This is a genomic window from Marivivens donghaensis, assembly GCF_030410045.1.
Classification (GTDB): Bacteria; Pseudomonadota; Alphaproteobacteria; order Rhodobacterales; family Rhodobacteraceae; genus Marivivens; species Marivivens donghaensis.
Genome location: NZ_JAUFRA010000005.1, coordinates 41,796 through 57,298 on the forward strand (window position 1 = coordinate 41,796; position 15,503 = coordinate 57,298).

The 15,503-nt window shown below is 55.5% G+C and carries 12 protein-coding genes and 1 pseudogene; 4 read left to right on the forward strand and 9 right to left on the reverse strand.

What is annotated here, in order from left to right; translation table 11 throughout:
- From QWY83_RS05765 to QWY83_RS05780, 4 genes are all read right to left on the reverse strand, one after another.
- Positions 1 to 1,644, reverse strand: a complete 1,644-nt coding sequence (locus QWY83_RS05765; protein WP_249945695.1) for an alpha-amylase family glycosyl hydrolase — start codon at positions 1,642 to 1,644, stop codon at positions 1 to 3.
- A gap of 11 nt (positions 1,645 to 1,655) precedes the next feature.
- Positions 1,656 to 2,984, reverse strand: a complete 1,329-nt coding sequence (locus QWY83_RS05770; protein WP_249945694.1) for a carbohydrate ABC transporter permease — start codon at positions 2,982 to 2,984, stop codon at positions 1,656 to 1,658.
- Entirely contained in the window at positions 2,984 to 4,228 is a 1,245-nt protein-coding gene (locus QWY83_RS05775; protein WP_249945693.1) for a carbohydrate ABC transporter permease, read from the reverse strand. The genes QWY83_RS05770 and QWY83_RS05775 overlap by 1 nt, the downstream gene beginning before the upstream one ends.
- A 76-nt stretch (positions 4,229 to 4,304) precedes the next feature.
- Complete coding sequence (locus QWY83_RS05780; RefSeq protein WP_249945692.1) at positions 4,305 to 5,657, reverse strand: ABC transporter substrate-binding protein; 1,353 nt, start codon at positions 5,655 to 5,657, stop codon at positions 4,305 to 4,307.
- A 254-nt stretch (positions 5,658 to 5,911) separates the two neighbouring features.
- Here QWY83_RS05780 and QWY83_RS05785 point away from each other — a divergent pair, with 254 nt between their 5' ends.
- Both QWY83_RS05785 and QWY83_RS05790 read left to right on the forward strand, forming a co-directional pair.
- Positions 5,912 to 6,943 (forward strand): LacI family DNA-binding transcriptional regulator, encoded by a 1,032-nt coding sequence (locus QWY83_RS05785; RefSeq protein WP_249943971.1) that lies wholly within the window; start codon positions 5,912 to 5,914, stop codon positions 6,941 to 6,943.
- 89 nt (positions 6,944 to 7,032) lie between these two features.
- The gene (locus QWY83_RS05790; protein ID WP_249945691.1) at positions 7,033 to 8,004 is read left to right on the forward strand and encodes a glucokinase; all 972 of its coding nucleotides are present in this window, start codon (positions 7,033 to 7,035) and stop codon (positions 8,002 to 8,004) included.
- On the opposite strand, the pseudogene QWY83_RS05795 reads toward QWY83_RS05790, so the two are convergent.
- The 4 genes and pseudogenes from QWY83_RS05795 to hisI form a co-directional block, all read right to left on the reverse strand.
- Positions 8,001 to 9,482 (reverse strand): annotated as a pseudogene (locus QWY83_RS05795) (ATP-binding protein); the annotation flags it as partial. The gene QWY83_RS05790 and the pseudogene QWY83_RS05795 overlap by 4 nt on opposite strands.
- Positions 9,483 to 10,129: 647 nt before the next feature.
- Positions 10,130 to 11,278 carry an RsmB/NOP family class I SAM-dependent RNA methyltransferase gene (locus QWY83_RS05800; RefSeq protein WP_249945689.1) on the reverse strand — a complete coding sequence of 383 codons (1,149 nt, stop codon included), beginning with the start codon at positions 11,276 to 11,278 and terminating at the stop codon, positions 10,130 to 10,132.
- Positions 11,278 to 12,723, reverse strand: coding sequence for an IMP dehydrogenase (gene guaB / locus QWY83_RS05805; RefSeq protein WP_105235029.1), 1,446 nt, complete (start codon positions 12,721 to 12,723; stop codon positions 11,278 to 11,280). The genes QWY83_RS05800 and guaB overlap by 1 nt, the downstream gene beginning before the upstream one ends.
- 100 nt (positions 12,724 to 12,823) lie before the next feature.
- Positions 12,824 to 13,183: a phosphoribosyl-AMP cyclohydrolase gene (gene hisI, locus QWY83_RS05810; protein ID WP_249945688.1), complete on the reverse strand. Its 360-nt coding sequence runs from the start codon at positions 13,181 to 13,183 to the stop codon at positions 12,824 to 12,826.
- Positions 13,184 to 13,254: 71 nt separating this feature from the next.
- On the opposite strand from hisI, the gene QWY83_RS05815 reads away from it, so the two are divergent.
- Both QWY83_RS05815 and QWY83_RS05820 read left to right on the forward strand, forming a co-directional pair.
- Positions 13,255 to 13,704 carry an iron-sulfur cluster assembly scaffold protein gene (locus tag QWY83_RS05815; RefSeq protein WP_249945687.1) on the forward strand — a complete coding sequence of 150 codons (450 nt, stop codon included), beginning with the start codon at positions 13,255 to 13,257 and terminating at the stop codon, positions 13,702 to 13,704.
- A gap of 44 nt (positions 13,705 to 13,748) precedes the next feature.
- A complete protein-coding gene (locus tag QWY83_RS05820) occupies positions 13,749 to 15,158 on the forward strand; it encodes a methyl-accepting chemotaxis protein (protein ID WP_249945686.1) in 1,410 nt (469 codons plus the stop codon).
- Between the two features lie 198 nt (positions 15,159 to 15,356).
- Here QWY83_RS05820 and QWY83_RS05825 read toward each other — a convergent pair whose 3' ends face one another.
- The gene (locus QWY83_RS05825) at positions 15,357 to 15,479 is read right to left on the reverse strand and encodes a hypothetical protein (protein WP_290245694.1); all 123 of its coding nucleotides are present in this window, start codon (positions 15,477 to 15,479) and stop codon (positions 15,357 to 15,359) included.
- Positions 15,480 to 15,503 lie beyond the last annotated feature (24 nt).

Below are 15,503 nucleotides of genomic sequence, written 5' to 3' on the forward strand. Positions count from 1 at the left end.
TTAGGTCCGCTTGAGCGCGATATAGGGCTGCCAAGGCCCCAAGTGCAGCGCGCCGTCGGGTGCAACATGAGCACCACCCAGTTCGCCACCAATTGGCAACCATTCCCCAGACGGGGCTGCCAAATCAGACGGCGTGTCGCTCATATTGAACGCGCAATAGATCGTCGTGTCACCCGCAGATCGTGCAAAGCTGACGATATCGCCGTTCACTTCGAGTGGTGTCGACGCGCCAGATTTCAGCGCTTCATGAGCGTGACGGAATGCGATCGCTTTGCGGTAGTGATGGATCAAGCCTGCCGGATCTTTTTCCTGCGGCTCGACCGACAGGCCAAGGTGTTCGCTGGACACCGGAAGCCACGGTTTACCATTGGTAAAACCACCGCTTGCATTATCCTGCTCCCAAACCATCGGCGTGCGGCAACCATCGCGGCCTTTGAACTCGGGCCAGAATTCGATGCCGTAAGGGTCTTGCAGGTCCTCAAACGCAACATCAGCCTCTGGAAGACCCAGTTCTTCGCCTTGATAGATACAGACCGATCCGCGCAGACACATCATCATCGTTGTGAAGAGGCGGGATGCAGCAGGGGTCAGGCCCCAACGGGTGACGTGGCGCACAACGTCGTGGTTCGAATAGGCCCAGCAGGCCCAGCCGTCAGCGGCAACTTCGTCGACTTTCGCCATAACGTCAGCCACAGATTGCGCCGTCGGACGTGCGCCAGACAGCAGTTCAAACGCGTAGCACATCTGCATGGCGTCATTGCCACGGGTGTATTGCCCCATGATCTCTAGACCACGCTGCGCATCACCAACCTCACCTACCGCAGCGGCGCCAAACGGCTCCATCACGGCGCGAAGTTTACGAAGGAAATCAAGGTTCTTCGGGTGGTTCTTGTCGTAAAGGTGCTCTTGGTGGTTATACGGGTTCACCGACGGCGCGATGGTCGCATTCCGCATCTCTTTGGGCAGTGGCGGGTTATCGCGAAGCTGCTCATCGTGCATGTAGAAGTTAATGGTGTCGAGGCGGAATCCATCAACACCTCGGTTCAGCCAGAACCGACCCACGTCCAAAAGCGCCTCTTGAACCTTTAGATTGTGGAAGTTCAGGTCGGGCTGCGACACAAGGAAGTTGTGCAGATAATATTGCTCGCGACGCGCATCCCACTGCCATGCGGAGCCACCGAAGATCGACAACCAGTTGTTCGGCGCGGTGCCATCTGGTTTCGGGTCAGACCAGACATACCAATCGGCCTTATCATTATCCCGGCTCTGGCGGCTCTCGACGAACCACGGGTGGACATCCGACGTGTGCGACAGAACAAGGTCGATCATCACGCGAATGCCGAGGCTATGCGCAGTCTCAATCACCGCATCAAAATCAGCGAGCGATCCGAACATCGGATCAACGTCACAATAGTCCGAAACGTCGTAGCCGAAATCCTTCATCGGGGAAGTAAAGAACGGCGAAATCCAGATCGCATCAACGCCAAGCGAGGCGATATAGGGCAAACGCTGGACGATGCCCAAGAGATCGCCAATGCCGTCGCCGTTGCTGTCTTGATAGCTGCGGGGATAAATCTGGTAAATAACGGCCCCTCGCCACCAGTCTTTGTCCTGCGTGTTCGACACAATAGGTGCCTTGCTCATTTCAGTAGTCCTTATTTCACGGATCCGGCGAGGAGGCCTCGCACGAGGTATTTTTGCATAGCGAAGAAGACGATCAGCGGCACAGAGATCGACACAAAGGCCGCCGTCGCAAGAATTTCCCAGTTGCCGCCACGTGTGCCCAAGAGCTCTACGATTTGACGGGTCATAACAGTGGTGTTGCCCGAGCTATCGATCAGGAACACGAGAGCCACGAGCAGGTCGTTCCAAGTCCAGAGGAACTGGAAGATCGCGAAAGATGCGAGCGCGGGGAATGACAGTGGCAGAATGATACGGGTAAAGATCTGGAAATCGGTTGCACCGTCTACACGAGCGTTTTCAATGATATCCCGCGGAAGGCCAGCCATATAGTTGCGCAGCAGATAAATCGCGAGAGGCATACCAAAGCCCGTGTGCGCCAACCAAACGCCCAGATACCCTTTGCCGATCCCAATCTCGAGGTGCAGACGCAAGAGCGGGATAAGCGCCAGCTGTAGCGGTACGACCAATAGACCCACAATTGCTGCGATCAAGAGGGCTCGCCCAGGGAAATCCATCCAAGCCAGCGCATAGGCTGCGAAAGCCGCGATGGTAATCGGGATGATCGTTGCGGGAATGGTCACGGTGAGCGTGTTAAAGAACGCCTTTGCCATGTCATCACTGGCTTGTCCGCCACCCTGCCCCGTACCGAGACCAAAAATGACCGACAACAGTATCAGAGAACCAAAACCGAACACGATAACCGCAGACCGCGTATGATCGGGACGTAGCGAACGGGCGGAAAATCCAGCAACTGTCCCCACGATGACTGCAGCCACAATATAGACCAGCAGCGATTGAACTACGCCTTGACCCAGAACGGTGTCATAGTTCTCAAGTGTAAATTCAGGAGGTGTGACAGCCGTCACAAAGACGCGCTGACCACGGCCCGAAGGTTGATCCACAGAGGACCAAACGTAATCGCCATTGGCCTCAACAGCAAAGCTCTCGCCATCACCTAAATCAGCAGCCTCACCCGCTGCATAAGCGGAAATTTCGCGGGACGACGATCCCCAACGGGAAATCTCTGCTTCAGTTCCACCCTCAAAAAGGTTCCCCGATACGACCCAAGTTCCGTCCGCCTGCTGAACGGCGAAATCATCCGGATCTGCCGCACGGAGCGTCAAGCTCTGTTCGCTAGGGAAGAGAGCTTTCCACCAACCAGAGGTCGAAATCTGATCTGCCGTACGGAAGGACGAAACAAACAGACCAACGGTTGGAAAAATCCACAGAACAACCAGCAGAACGACTGAAATATGGACCGCCCAATTGAGCGAGGATTTGGTGCCTGCGATGTTGTCCATCAGCGCATCTCCTTGCGAGCATTATAGACGTTCCAAACGAGGATCGGTGTGACGAGCAGCATAATGATCATCGCAGAGGCCGACCCGACACCCCAGTCATTCGAGCGGAAGAGTTTGTCATACATGTAATTGGCGAGGACCTGCGTCTCCCACTGACCGTTGGTCATGGCGAAGACGATATCGAACACCTTCAGCACAACGATGGTGATAGTCGTCCAAACCACGACAATCGTGTTCATGATTTGTGGAACTTTGATCTTAAAGAAGATCTGGAACGGGTTCGCGCCGTCAATGATTGCGGCCTCAATCGTATCTTCGGGAATACCGCGAAGGGCCGCCGAGAGGATCACCATGGCAAAGCCCGTCTGGATCCAGATCAGCACAACCATCAGGAAGAAGTTGTTCCAGAACGGAATGGTCAGCCACGTTTGCTGTTCACCATAAGGCATCGCGAGGGTCGCACTATCAATCACGTTGAGCGCCGATAGAACAGCAACCCAAGACAGCAGAACGGCACCGACGACACGCAGGAGTTTGAGGGCAATCCCTTCCACAACATGCGCAGCAGGTTTCACAATCGGACGACCAACAAGGTAGGCGGCATAGCCAACAACAGCGGCGAAACCAGCGAACATCAGGGCCGGAAGAACTCGAAGGATGAGCACAGACCCGAAGCCGCCATCGAACTGCAGCCAAAGCGCGTTCAAGATACCGATTTGGTTCTGATCCGCAGGACGTGCGTCATAGATCAATTTAAAGATCACAGCCGCACCAACGAAGGAAATCGCCATCGGCATAAAGATCAGGGATTTTGCAAAGCTGCCCCATTTGATGCGGTCGGTCAGCTGCGCAACCAACAGCCCCAGCGCGGTCGCCGCGGCAGGCACAATGAGGAGCCAAAGAAGGTTGTTCCGCATCGCTTCCCAGAATTTATCTTCAGCGAACATGCGGCGATAGTTGTCAAAACCAACGTATTGGGAGGCCCCGCCCGGTAGGCGTTCGCTCAGCGACAAACGGAAGGTTTCGACCACGGGATAAGCAAGGTAGAGCCCCAGCGCCAAGAGCGCGGGCATCAGAAACAGCCATGGACGCACCATATTCGCGCGGTTGATATTACGCCCTGCGTGAATGCCTTTGGCTGGAAAAAGGACCTTATCGAGAAAGATGTTCGAGCCGTAGAAATAGGCCAAACAGCCGCCAACGCCGATAAAAATGGTGATTAAACCCTGTAACGCCGGACTCATGGCAGCCCCTCCCCTGAGCGGTAGAAAATAGGGGCAACCTTACGCAAAGGTTGCCCCATAGATCATCTAGCGATGATTACTTAATTGCGTCCCAAGACGTCTGGATCGCGTTCGCTACGTCTTCTGCGGAAGCGCCGCCAACGTAGTCAACCATGCCAGTCCAGAACGAACCTGCGCCAACAGCGCCCGGCATCAGGTCGGAACCGTCAAAGCGGAAGGTGGTTGCGCCCTGAAGGATCTCACCCTGCGATTTCAGCGCTGCCGATGCATATGCATCGTTGTTCACGCCGAGGTGCGGTGTGAGGAAGCCACCCTGAGCCATCATGACTTCTTGTGCAAACGGGGTCTGCAGGAATTCCATGAAGCCAGTGGTCGCATCGGATGCGTTGGTTACAGCCATCAGAGTACCGCCGCCCAGAACTGGGTTGCCGAGGTCTTTGTCTGCGTAGGACGGGAAGTAGAAGAAGTCAGCATCGGTGCCCACTTCGGTGCCTTCTGGGAAGAACGCCGGAATGAACGAAGCCTGACGGTGCATGTAGCAAGCCGGCGGAGCGTCGAACAGGCCTTTCGGGCTGTCACGGAAGTCGGTGGTTGCTACAGCGCCAGCGCCACCAGCAACGTATGCGTCGTTCTTCGCGAATGCGCCGAACTCTTCGATCGCACCGATAACTTCAGGCGAGTTGAACGGCAGTTCGTTTGTGGTCCATGCGTCATAAACAGATGCAGGCTGCGTGCGGAGCATCAGGTCTTCGACCCAGTCAGTTGCCGGCCAGCCAGTCGCTGCGCCCGAACCCAGACCGATACACCACGGGGTGCCACCGTCAGCAACGATCTGATCGGTCAGTGCTTTGAGTTCTTCCATCGAGGTTGGCACTTCGTAGCCAGCATCTTCGAAGTTCTCAGGGACGTACCAAACGAGCGACTTCAGGTTCACGTTGAAGAAGAAGCCAAAGAAGTCATCGCCAGCACCAGCATTGTCATAGGTGCCGAGGTCAACCCACGACTGACCAGCAGCGTAGTTGTCCAGAACCCACTGACGTGCATCAGCACCGAGCGGGGACAGTTTGCCTTGGCTTGCGAGCGAAGCGGCAAGACCCGGCTGCGGGAATACTGCGAGGTTCGGTGCAGCGCCTGCTTCAACGTCGATTACGATCTGCTGTTCAAAGCTGTCAGAGCCAACGTAGGAAACGTCTGCGCCGGTCGCTGCTTCAAAGTATGCAACCATGTTGTTGAAGTAGTCAGCTTCTGGCGACATCCACGGACCAGAGATGGTCACGGTCTTACCTGCGTAGTCGTGGCCAGCAGCGAAGTCTGCGTAGCTATCCCAGCTGAATGCACCCTCGCCCTCAGCGAAAATCAGGTGTGCGTCAGCGTGAGCCATCGTGGCAGTCAGCGCGATAACTGCAGCACCGGTGTAAAATTTCTTCATGGTTTCTCCTCCCAAGTCCGCCTCTCGACGATTTGAATGTGATCAAGTCCGCCTATCAAATTTATCCAAAGCGGTTTGATTGGTGTAACGATTGCCTCATTCAAAAGGCACTGTCAATGATTCACCGATATAGCGCTAACATACCGAAAAACACCTTCGCACCTGCAGAAAATTAATAAATACACATTAAATTGACGTTAATAAGCGGCGCAGATAGTCTGAGCTTTGAAATTTAAAACCGCTTTGGAAACCGAATGAACCTCAAAGAGCTGTCCACAAAACTCGGATTGAGCCAAACCACGGTGAGTCGCGCATTGAACGGCTACCCCGAGGTTTCCGAAGAAACGCGCGAAAAGGTTCGCCGCGCTGCAGAAGAACATAACTACCGCCCCAACACACGTGCCCGCAGCCTCGCCACGGGTCGCACAATGGCGATTGGTCACGTGATCCCTGTGTCGACAAAGCATGAGATGGTGAACCCGGTCTTCGGCGATTTTATCGCGGGCGCAGGTGAGGTTTATTCCCGTGAAGGCTACGACATGGTTCTGACCCTCGTTGAGGATAACAATGAGGAAGCGGCCTACCGTCAGATCAAATCTCGCGGCTCCGTCGATGGCGTTGTGGTCCACGGCCCCCTGATGGATGAACCCCGTATTCCTCTGCTGAAAAAGATCGGTCTCCCATTCGTCGTGCACGGTCGCGCCACCAATGCGGTTGATCCCTATTCTTGGGTCGACATGAATAACCGCCGTGCGTTTGAGCGTGCCACCGAACTTTTGCTAGATCTCGGTCACCGTCGAATTGCTTTGATAAATGGCCTCGAGAGGATGGATTTCGCCTTCCGTCGTCGCGAGGGGTATGAGGCCGCGCACTACAATCGCGGACTGACCCCCGACCCGATTTTGATGTGTAGCCACGAAATGACCGAACTTTTCGCGCATGACACGACGGCGACCCTGCTCAGCCAGCCCAACCCACCGACGGCTTTCCTCGTGTCCTCAATGATCTGCGCCTTGGGTGTCCGTCGCGCAATTGAAGAACGCGGATTGATCATGGGCAAGGACGTGTCAGTCGTCACACACGACGACGTGTTGTCCTACCTACGGAACGGCGGTGATGTGCCGATCTTTACAGCCACACGATCCTCTGTTCGTGAGGCTGGCCGAAAGTCTGCCGAAATCCTGCTGCAAATGATCAATGATCCGACCCGCGATCCTGAAACTGTCCTTTTTGAAGCCGAATTGGTTTTGGGTCAGTCCACAGGTCCCGCACTGGTTCGGGCTTAATTCAAACTTGCAGCCTAATCGCTTTGAACACTAAAAGCAGCGCACGCGGGAACGCAGTCGCTCATATCTCGTCTTAGAAAAGGTGCCCTATGGCTCATCCGGTTGATACGCTTTCACTCGTCGCTGACATTGGCGGCACCAATACCCGCGTGGCATTGGCTGATGGTCGAACAATCCTGCCCGAAACGATCCGCCGTTATTCGAATGCCGAATTTCCAGGACTAGAAACGGTGATCCGCCAATACGTCAAAGACGAAAAAGGCGTCGATCCCAAGGCCGCTTGTGTCGCTGTCGCTGGCCCCGTTCGCGATGGAAAAGCGACGATGACCAACCTCGATTGGACGATCGACAAGCCGACACTTGCGCGCGCCACTCAGGCCGAAAATGTAGCCATTCTGAATGACTTGCAGGCCCAAGGTCATGCAATTGGATATATCGACGACGCCAATGTTCCAATTGTTTTGGATGGTGCCAAAGGCAATGAACACGCTGCAAAACTCGTGATCGGCGTAGGCACTGGGTTTAACTGTGCGCCAGTATTTGAAACCGAGGCAGGTCGACTAGTCACCCCGTCAGAGGCTGGTCACGCGAACCTACCCATTCGCACCGACGCCGAATTGCGGCTTTGCAACTTCGTCTCCAACGCACACGGCTTCCCCGCGGTCGAGGACGTGCTCTCTGGTCGTGGTTTAGAGCGCGTTTACATGTGGCTGGGTCAAGAAGACGGCACCCCTGTTGAAAAGAGCGCCGCTGAAATCATGACCGCCTGTGCCGATGGCAGTGATCCTCGCGCGATTGCTGCAGCCCAGCAGTTTACCCGCATTCTGGGCACCGTGGCTGGTAACTTGTCGCTGATCCACCTTCCCTTTGGCGGTGTTTATCTGTCCGGTGGTGTGGCGCGGGCGTTCAAACCCTACCTTGATCAGTTCGGGTTCGACACGGCGTTCCGCGACAAAGGTCGCTTTGCGGGCTTTATGAGCAACTTCACTGTCCACGTGATCGAAGACGACTATGCCGCGCTCACAGGCTGCGCCGCACACCTCGTTTCGCACTTCGGTTAACGGGCGGCGAGCTCTGCCTCGACGGTGCGTGTAAGATCAGCCAGAGAAAACGGTTTCGTCAGAAATACCGATGGCCCAACGTCAGCAAGATGGTCGGTAAAGGCATCTTCGGCGTAGCCAGAGACGAACACAACGCGGGTCTTAGGGCGCATTTTACGCGCCTCTTTGACCCACGTTGGTCCATCTTTTCCGGGCATCACAACGTCTGAGACAAAGATATCAACGACCAATTCTGGGTCTTCGAGAAGTGTCAGAGCCTGCTCACCACTTTCGGCCTCCAACACGGTCAGCCCTTTCATCTGCAAGGCACGCGTCGCAAAGGCGCGCACCGGTGCTTCGTCTTCGACCAACAAAACGACGCCCTTTCGAGGGGTAATCGTTGGCTTTTCAGTGACTTGGGGGTTAAGCGTGTCGGTCACCGCCCCATCGAAATGGGGAAAATAGAGCGAGAAAATAGATCCTACGTCAGGTTCGCTTTCGACGAAAATGAAGCCACCAGATTGCTTCACAATCCCATATGCCGTCGAAAGCCCTAGCCCCGTGCCTTCGCCAGGTTTCTTGGTCGAATAGAACGGCTCAAATATCTTTCCGATCTTTTCCGACGGAATACCGTGACCTTCATCGATCACCTTGATCAGCACGTAGTTACCAGCCGGCAGACGCGCGTGATCTCGCTCAAGGCGCTCTGCCAGCGTCACGTTCTGGCTTTCAACCCGAATATCCCCGCCACCCGGCATCGCATCCCGAGCGTTCACAACAAGGTTCATGATAACCTGTTCAAGCTGACGTTTATCGGCTCGAATGGGGTAGAGATTGTCCTCTTGGGACAAGACCAACCTGATCCGTTCACCGACCAGACGATCCAGCAATTGCGTCATATTCGCAAGGACACCTGACAGATCAAAGACCTCGGGGAGCAGCGTCTGTTTACGCGAGAACGCGAGGAGTTGCGACACCAGCCGCGCCGCGCGGGTGGTGTTTTCTTTGATCTGATTTAGATCGCAGAAATCCGTATCGCCCTCACGGTGCCGCATGAGGAGTAACTCGCAATGCCCTGAAATTGCGGTTAATAAATTATTAAAATCATGCGCCACGCCGCCTGCCAGCTGACCGATGGCTTGCATCTTTTGGCTCTGAACGAACTGCGCTTCGAGCGATTTGAATTCTGTCATGTCGTTCAGAACCGCAATCAACGGACTATCAGGCTCGCGCCCCGTTGGATGCAACGCAACTTGCACAAAGAAGTCCTGCCGATCGCCTTTGCCACGTAAAAATTCACGGGTGTTAAGGCTTCGCGATGCCGCGACATCAGCCAGCCAATCTGTGATTGGGCGCCCTAACCCCTCGAGCCGATCAGACAGCCGCGTACCATTGGTGATCTGCCCACCTAGCAACGTGCGGGCTTCTTGGTTGGCGAACAGGATTTCTCCGGTTTGAGCGACCTTGAGGATCGGTACAGGCAGCGCGTCGATTTCACCAATATCGGCTAGACTGTCGTGGTCATCTTCGGTCAGATATGGTTGATCAGGCTTTTGAACTCCGCTTTTGGTCGAAAGGGCCCAAAGGAAAACGTTCTCGGGCAGCGACGTCACTGAAAGCTGCGAACCCTCGCCTTTGAGTTGAAAGTTGTGGTGAGCGCGCCCAAACTGCCGAGCCTCAGCATTGAAACGCAAAATCGTCGCTCTAGGGCTCGCAAATAGCTGAGATAAGTCGATTGATCGCGCGGCGCCGTTCGACAACGATATCGAACCGTCCATCCCAATCACCCACGTTGGTTCGGTGTTTGACGATACAATTGGCTCTATTGCCGCCAAAGTCCGACGTTGCGCATACTGCCTCATAGCGCTCCGAATAAACATAAAAATGGCGGTTAGACCCATCGCGCCACCGCATAAATACCCAAATAAGGTTACCTTCGGCTCAGTAACCCAGCCCGCCAAAGAGACTGAGATAATTGCAGTAAACGCCAAAACGGATAGCCCAATGGGACCATCAATGCGTGCGGAACCTGTGTGCACACCGAATTCTCCTAATAATCGGGTGCACCATGTCGAAACTTGGTTAACGCACCCTTAATACGAGAAAGACTGTGCAGCGAGGTTGCATTTAATACAACCTTTAGTGGTTATCTTGACAGTGTAGCGAGATAAAAACCATCGTGCAGTTCGGTCGGACGCAATTGCATTTCGTCAACAACGGACCACTCTGGATGGTCGGCGAGGAACCCGTCAACCACCCTGCGATTTTCAACGTTGAGAACCGAACATGTCGCATAAGCCAATCGACCACCCTGCCCGACATGTGTCATCGCAGTTTCCAAAATCGACCGTTGAATCGTTGTTAACTCTGCCAAACGACTCTCAGTCAGACGCCACTTCGCGTCGGGGGTCCGACGCCAGGTCCCGCTCCCGCTACAGGGTGCATCGCAGAGAACCAGATCAAAGGTCCCGATCGGGCGATTTGTCGCCTTAATGCGAGTTCCAGCGCGTGCAGCACGGGCAGGAATATCCTTCATCCGACCAACGTCGGCATCATGGGCTGTCACTTGCGCACCAAGCGCTGCGAGCGCGAGCGATTTACCGCCACCGCCAGCGCAATAGTCCAGAACGGTTTGGTCAGCAGTTACGCCTAAACGCGCCATAGCCATTTGCGATGCTGCGTCTTGAAGCTCGATATGCCCGTCATCCCACAGCCGCGTTTGTTGAATACGGCGCGCATTGCCGGTGACGATGATCGCGCCCTCGACATCTGGATGCGCATGAGCGTCGATGTCGTCGGTTTTCAGAGCGCTAAGAACCTTTTCAACGGTGCTCCGCTTACGGTTCACGCGCAGGAAAACCTGTGCTCGGTCTTGTTGCGCGGTCGCAATGCCCTTCGCATTGGCACCAAAATCGGCCACTAACTGCGGCCAAAGCCATTCTGGCCAGTCCGCTTCAGCGTCTGGTGACATTTCCGTCGGCGTGTAGGCCAGTTCATCGTCGGACAAGCTCTGTGGCGCATGTCCTTCACCCGAAAACACATCGGCTAGATCAGCGCCCTGTTGGCGCAAAAGACCGATCATCCGACCACGCCCCGTTTCCGCGCCACCCAGCGCAGCCGTACTCCGCCAACGACGGAGAACATCGAACACGTGGTCGCGAATGGCTGCGCGGTCTTTGGATCCCGCAAATCGCGACCCACGCGCCCAAGCGATCAGGGCAGCCTCAGCAGGCTGCCCCTCTTGGATTTTATCCAGAACTTCAATCGCCGCAGCAACGCGGGCTGCCGGTGTCATCAGCCGATCCGGTAGTTCGGGCTTTCACGGGTGATCTGAACGTCGTGAACATGCGACTCTTTCAGACCAGCGCCCGTGATTTTGACAAAGGAACAGTTCTTGTTCATCTCAGCGACGGTCGCGTTACCAGTGTAACCCATTGCAGCGCGAAGACCGCCGACCATCTGGTGAAGAACCGTTGCAACAGATCCTTTGTATGGGACCTGACCCTCGATACCTTCGGGGACGAGCTTGTCGTTTGCGGCGTCCTTTTGGAAATAACGGTCCGCCGAACCACGCGCCATCGCGCCGAGCGAGCCCATGCCGCGGTAGGATTTGAACGAACGGCCCTGATACAGGATCACCTCGCCTGGGGATTCGTCAGTGCCCGCGATCATCGAGCCAACCATAGCGCAAGATGCACCTGCTGCGATCGCTTTGGCAAAGTCGCCAGAGAATTTGATACCACCGTCAGCGATGACAGGCACATCGCCTGCCGCTTTGGCGCAATCATTGATCGCGGTCAGCTGCGGCACGCCAACACCTGCAACCATGCGCGTAGTGCAGATCGAACCCGGTCCAATGCCTACTTTGACAGCGTCAGCACCTGCGTCGATCAACGCCTTTGTCGCGTCGGCAGTCGCAACGTTGCCCGCGATGATCTGAACGTTGCTTTCCGCTTTGATGCGGCGCACGGCATCGAGAACACCAGCAGAGTGACCGTGTGCGGTATCGACAACAACGATATCCACGCCAGCATCAATCAACATCATCGACCGTTCAAAACCAGCATCACCAACAGAGGTCGCCGCAGCGACGCGCAGGCGGCCCAGCTCATCTTTACATGCTGTTGGGTTCAGAACCGATTTCTCTGTGTCTTTGAGCGTCAAGAGACCTGTCAGCTTGCCATTTCCATCGGTAACCAACAGTTTTTCGATACGGCGCTGCTTCATCATGTCGATGGCGGCGTCACGATCAACGGGTTCACGCAGAACAGCGAGGTTGTCGAAGGTCATCATTTCAGAGACCAGCGTTGTCTCTTCAGAGGCAAAGCGCATGTCACGGTTGGTCACAATACCGACCACGTGGCCTTTGTCGTCAACAACGGGGAAACCAGTGAAATTATACCGCTCCACCAGTGCCTTTGCATCGGCGAGCGACTGGTCGGGGCGTAGCGTGACGGGGTTGTAGACAACGCCAGATTCAAAACGCTTCACACGGCGGACTTCGCGGGCTTGTTCTTCGGACGACAGGTTCTTGTGGATCACGCCGATACCGCCCGCTTGCGCCATCGCAATCGCCATGCGTGCTTCGGTAACGGTGTCCATTGCCGAGGACAAAAGCGGGATGTTCATTTTGATCCCACGTGTCACGAAAGTGCGCGTATCAGCGGTCGCCGGCAGCACCGATGAGGCCGCTGGAACCAATAGTACGTCGTCGAAAGTGAGGGCCTCGCGAATCTCCATCAGGGTGCTCCATGGAATAGCTTCGTTTGGCGCTTCCCTATTACATGGATGCGCCACGGGGAAAAGGGCAAAGGCCCGAGAGTGACCGCAAAAATGCGTGTCAGGCCATCGGGGTCATCAGTTCGACCGTCTCTCCGTCGCGGACGGCGGTGTAGAAACACGACCGACGGTTTGTGTGACAGGCAGGACCCGTCTGGCGGACTTTGACCAAAATGCAGTCTTTGTCGCAGTCAAAGGTGAACTCTACCAACACTTGATGGTGGCCAGAAGTTTCACCCTTGATCCAGAACGACTGGCGCGACCGCGACCAATAGGTGACCTTGCCCGTCTCAAGCGTTTTTGCGACTGCCTCAGCGTTCATCCACGCCATCATCAGCACGTCGCCAGTATCCACGTCTTGCGCAATCGCAGGAATAAGCCCGCGATCATCATACTTTAGAAGGGATGGATCGAATTTCATCGCAGGTATCCTATTGCTGTCGCGGTTCGCGCCCTATTTACTGCACAGACGTTGAAAAGGAAAACCCGCCCGTGTCCGATAATGCAGAATTGGTGAAACTCTATTCCTCGCGCATTTTGGCGCTCACGGCAGACATGCCGTTCACGGACCGCCTGCCCGATGCAGATGCCACGGTGAAAAAACGTTCGCCTTTATGCGGGTCGACGGTCACTGTGGACATAAAAATGCAGGACGGCGTTATAAGTTCCTACGGTCAGGACGTTAAAGCATGTGCATTGGGTCAAGCCTCTGCCGCGATCCTTGGGGGTGCGGTCATAGGGCGGACCGTCGCGGAGCTAGAGGCCGCACGGGACGAATTGCGCGCAATGCTGAAAAATGATGGTCCCGTTCCGCAAGCGCCTTTTGATGGGTTGGAGGCGCTGCTGCCAGCACGGGATTACAAGAACAGGCACGCGTCGATCCTTCTGGCCTTCGACGCGGTCGTCGAGGCGGCGCATTTGGCGCAGGCACAAAAAGAGTAATTCGCCGACTCCCTTGGGTGTCGGTTCGGGCACCGGGAGGACGCATGTTGCACCGAAAGAGTTCAGCGCAGTTCGCTGACGTACCATCGACGGGGTTTGATGAAATCACCCGCGTCGGCACCAAAATGGCGTCTGACGTCGTAGATATCGCTGGCTTCCTTGACAGCGTTGGCGAATTGTCCAGCCAACAGCTAGGTGAAATGGAAGGCCTGCAATCGCGGGTCAATCACATCATGCATGCCAACACCGCTATGCAAGAAGCAATCAGGCATGTCGCGACAATGGCCGAGGCCAATTCTGAAGCGCTTCAGCTTGGCATCGCGAGTTTCCTCACCAGCCGCGAAAGCAGTGAACAGGTCGCAAACTGGGTGCGGTCCGTTGAAACCCGCATTACGGCAGTGGTTCAAACGCTGAAATCGGTGGAAAGCCTGAACCGCGAGATCACGTCGATTGCCCGTCAGGTGAATATCCTCGCCATCAATGCCAAGATCGAGGCCGTCCGTGCGGGCACGCATGGCCGTGGCTTTGCTGTCGTAGCAGAGGCCATCAACGAGCTGTCTCGTAACACTGGGATGGCCGCAGAGTCGGTCAGCGAAGGTGTCACAGTCCTCGCTAAGAACTTTGACGAACTCAGCAAAGAAACCACCGCCATGCAGACCACCGCGGCAAAGGTGATTGCGGACACCGAAGACACGAACCAAAAGATCACGACCGTTGCGGAACAAATGCAGGAAACCGTTCGCACGGCAGGGACCATGCAAGCCGATGCCGAAGTTATCGCGGATGCGATTGACACTTTCGGTCCCGCATTTGAAAAAATCGCGGGATCGGCCCAAACGACGACGGATGGTGTGCAGGAAACACGCAGTCGACTACATGCCTTGGTGGATGATAGCGAAACCGTTGTGCGCCTGAGCGTTCTCGCAGGGGGCGCCTCTGAGGATCAGAAGTTCATTGATCACGTGATTCAAACCGCGAAAGAGATCAGTGCGGCCTTTGAAGACGCGATCAAGAAGCGAGTCATTTCCGAAGCAGAACTCTTTGATCGAACATACCTTCCGATCCCTGCAACCAATCCACAGCAGGTCATGTCGCGCTTTACGCGGTTCACGGATGCCGTTCTTCCGAAATTCCAAGAACCTGCGCTGAAACTCGATCCAAGAGTGGTGTTCAGCGCCGCCGTGGACGATCGTGGCTACTTGCCAACGCACAACCTCAAATTCTCGTTCCCGCAAGGACCTGACGTTGTTTGGAACACTGCGAACAGCCGAAACCGCAGGATTTTCGACGACCGTGTCGGCCTAAAGGCTGGTCAAAGCCGCGAACCTTTCCTTATGCAGGTCTATCGCCGTGATATGGGCGGTGGCGAATTTGCGATGATGAAAGACCTCTCTGCCCCGATCACCGTGAACGGTCGTCATTGGGGTGGCCTCCGCCTCGCCTATAAAATCTGACCGCAAAAAGAAAACCGCCGCACGTCACAATGGACGGCGGCGGAGAGCGGTGTTTCGCGTGGGACCCGTATCCGGTGAAAACGGAAAAGAGGCAGGACTCCGTTTGACCAATTTGGACAGGCAGTGGTCGACGTCAGAAGTTTGGGACAGGACGACAGACCGGAACGGCGCGGAACACGAGGGCAGTTGATAGGCAGGTTACAAGAACGCAGGCAGCGTGAGGCCAGCATAGAGGATCACAACCAGCGACACCGCCCCAATCAGATCGGACAGAACAGTCACGGGTGACCGGCTCAGTACGGCTTTGATATCTTTCGCCATGTTGATTTCTCCTGCTGCGTTAAC